The 3,504-nt window shown below is 70.6% G+C and carries 2 protein-coding genes; one reads left to right on the top strand and one right to left on the bottom strand.

The window, feature by feature from the left end; all coding sequences use genetic code 11:
- A partial coding sequence (locus ACVNF4_RS33935; RefSeq protein WP_461806716.1) for a penicillin acylase family protein occupies positions 1–1,629 on the top strand: 1,629 nt, incomplete at its 5' end.
- A gap of 103 nt (positions 1,630–1,732) precedes the next feature.
- Here the strand turns inward: ACVNF4_RS33935 and ACVNF4_RS33930 are convergent.
- Positions 1,733–2,977 (bottom strand): serine-threonine protein kinase, encoded by a 1,245-nt coding sequence (locus ACVNF4_RS33930; RefSeq protein WP_461806715.1) that lies wholly within the window; start codon positions 2,975–2,977, stop codon positions 1,733–1,735.
- Positions 2,978–3,504: the final 527 nt, after the last annotated feature.

Genomic DNA, 3,504 nt, shown 5'->3' with positions numbered 1-3,504 from the left:
CCCGCCGCGACGGCCGCCGCGGCCGCGACGACCTCCGCGAAGCGCGGCATGTCCAACGCCCTCGTCGTCAACGGCGCGCACACCGCCAGCGGCCACCCCGTCGCCGTCTTCGGTCCGCAGACCGGTTACTTCGCTCCACAGCTCCTCCTTCTCCAGGAGATCCAGGGTCCTGGAATCAGTGCCCGTGGCGCGTCGTTCGCAGGTCTCAGCATGTACGTAGAACTCGGGAGGGGCCAGGACTACGCCTGGAGTGCTACGACGTCCGGACAGGACATCATCGACACCTACGCCGTCGAGCTGTGCCAGGACGACTACCACTACCTCTACCGAGGCACCTGCACGGCCATGGACAAGGTCGAGCAGAAGAACGCCTGGAAGCCGACGACCGCCGACTCCACCGCCGCCGGCTCCTACACGATGCGCGTGTGGCGCACCAAGTACGGTCCCGTCACGCACCGGGCCACCGTCGGCGGCAAGAAGGTCGCCTACACCACCCTGCGCACCTCCTACCTGCACGAGGCCGACTCCATCATCGGCTTCCAGATGCTCAACGACCCCGGCTTCGTGAAGGGCCCGGACACCTTCGAGGAGGCCGTCCAGCACATCAACTACACCTTCAACTGGTTCTACGCCGACTCCCGGCACACCGCGTACTACAACTCCGGCGACAACCCGGTCCGCGCGTCCGGAGTCGACGCCGAGTTCCCGGTCTGGGCGCAGCAGGCGTACGAGTGGCGGAACTGGAACCCCGCCACCAACACCGCCGACTACACGCCCCCTTCGCAGCACCCGCAGTCCGTCGACCAGGACTACTACATCTCCTGGAACAACAAGCAGGCCAAGGACTACACCAGCGCGCCCTGGGGCGAGGGCTCGGTGCACCGGGGCAACCTCCTTGAGGACCGGGTCAAGAAGCTCGTCGCGGCGGGCGGGGTCACGCGTGCCTCCCTCACCAAGGCGATGGCGGACGCCGCGCTCGCCGACCTGCGTGCCGAGGACGTCCTGCCGGACCTCCTCAAGGTCGTCAACAGCTCGCCGGTGACGGACTCCACGGCCGCCGCGGCGGTCACGAAACTCCAGACGTGGCTCGCCAACGGCGGTAAGCGCACCGAGACTTCGGCCGGGTCCAAGACCTACGCCGACGCCGACGCGATCCGCATCCTGGACGCCTGGTGGCCGCTCCTGGTGCAGGCCGAGTTCCAACCCGGCCTCGGCAGCGACCTGTTCACCGCCATCACCGCCAACCTCCCCGTGGACGAGGCGCCTTCGGCGGCCCACGGACCGACCGGCTCCCACGCGGGAAGCTCCTTCCAGTACGGCTGGTGGAGCTACGTCGACAAGGACATCAGGGCCGTCCTCGGCGAGACCGTCAAGGATCCGCTGGCCCAGAAGTACTGCGGCGCCGGTGCCCTCGCCGCCTGCCGCGACACCCTCATCAGCACCCTGAAGACCGCCGCGGGCAAGACCGCCGCCCAGGTCTACCCGGCCGACAGCCTCTGCCAGGCCGGCAACCAGTGGTGCGCCGACTCGATCGTCCAGCGCACGCTCGGCGGCATCAAGCACAACAACATCAGCTGGCAGAACCGGCCCACCTATCAGCAGGTGGTGGAGTTCACCTCCCACCGGTGAGCATCCGGGCGGGCACGCGGCCGAGCACCGCCGACCGCTGACAAATGCCGTACGGCCGGGCCGGGTTCGCCTCCTGGGGGACCCGGCCCGGCCGTACGCGGGCTCACCCCTGCGGAATCCGCCCCGCCGCCAGCACCACCCGCGCCAGTTCGGCGTGCACGATGTCGCTGTGCGCCCCGGACGGCGGCCCGCCCCGGCGGACGACGGACGCCGCGTCGACGTTGACGCAGCCGGACGCGGGAAGTGGGCCCCGCAGCGCGTCCGTGAGGCTCAACTCCCGTGTTTCCGGCACCGACTGGACGCCGTCGTGCCCCATGGCACCCCACTTCGTGCCGAGCAGGTCCCCGATCGCCCCGCGTGAGTCCCCCGCCATCCGGGAGGCCAGCGGATACATCGTGCCGAGGGCCTGGTCGAAGGAGGAGTGGCAGCACACCACCGGACCGTCGACCCGGTTCTGGCGCCCGCTCAGCGCCCCGTCCGCCGCGAACGTGTAATGGGAGAAGGCTCCCTGAAGAAGCGTCATGGACTTCACCGAACGCACGCCCCCGGGCAGGCCGTTGAGTGCGAACGACACCAGGCGCCCGCCGAAACTGTGCCCCACCAGATGGACCCGCACACCGGGCGAGACCGCCGCCAACTTCCCCAGGAACGGACCGAGTCCGCGCTCGCCGACCGTTCCGGCCCGGCGTTTCATCGCGTAGTACGTCGCCTGCCGCAACAGCTCCTTGGCGCCGTCCCAGGGGTTGGGGAGGGAGAACTCCCGGGTGCCGTCCGCCTCTTGGAGGGCCTCCGCGAACTCCTGGCACATCTGTGCCGCCGGCTCGGTGAGCAGCGCGGGCGCCCCTTCCCCCGGCAGGTCCGTCGCGCACCGCGCGGGCACGGCATCTACGAGCCGTGCCACCAGCTCCCCGAACTCGGTCAACCCCGCGTCGTCGGGCGGCGGTTGGTCCAGCAGCTGGGCGATCCGCTCGACGGTGGCGTCCTTGCCGGGGAAGGCCGCGAGGAGCGCGTCCCGGGTCCCGCCGTCGAGGCAGGGATCCTGAAGGGCCGTCAAGTGCGGGAAATCCGGGATGGGTTCGTCACAGAACCGCATCGACGGCCATACGACACCGACGTACCCGAGCTTCGCGTGCGGCGCGAGGTTCGGTATCGGGGCGAAGAAGGCGCGGAAGAGGGCGGTCGCACGGGAGCGGTCGTTGTTCCAGCCGTGCGAGAAGAGGATCAGGTCCTGGACGCCTCGCGGCCCTGCCTCCTTGAGGAGCCGGTCGCGTTCGGCGGGGTTCACGTCCCCGTCCGCGTCGAAGGTGAGTTGCCAGTAGGGAGCGACAGTCATTGCCGGTTCGGCCATCACGGCCTCCGTCCCCCGGAGTGATGTGAGTGCAGCGTCCTGCTAACCGGGTGACTTGGCCATACGTCACGCACCACACCCCCGCCCACCGCTTCGCACCCCAGTCCGCCCGTCCGCACCGCATGCCCCCGGGTGGGGTCCCACCATGCGGTGCGGCCATGCGGTCCGCCGACCAGATACCCGGAGCCGAATCTGCCGAGTCACCCAATCCGCGCCACACCCCCGCCACCCGCCTGATCCGCGCCAACCCGGACCACCCCGAGGTCCCCGCAGACCTGGCCGCCACGGGAAGAGCCGTGCCGGTCCCCATGAGGGCGGACGATTTCCCGGTGCCCTGACCTGCCGAACTCCCCTTCCCTCCGCCCCGCCTCCCATCCGCGCCCCCGCAGCGGCGCACACCCCGTAACGCCCCAACTCCTGCACCACACCTCCCACACCCAGCCCCGCCCACCCGCCCCGCTGGACTCTCCCGAGCCGGCCCCTGCCCGCCCCGACCCCACTCGCCCACCGCGCCCGGCCCCCGCCCG

It is taken from the genome of Streptomyces sp. S6 (assembly GCF_054880855.1).
The sequence above is the reverse complement of the archived record's forward strand: the minus strand, read 5'-3'. Positions and strand labels throughout refer to the sequence as shown.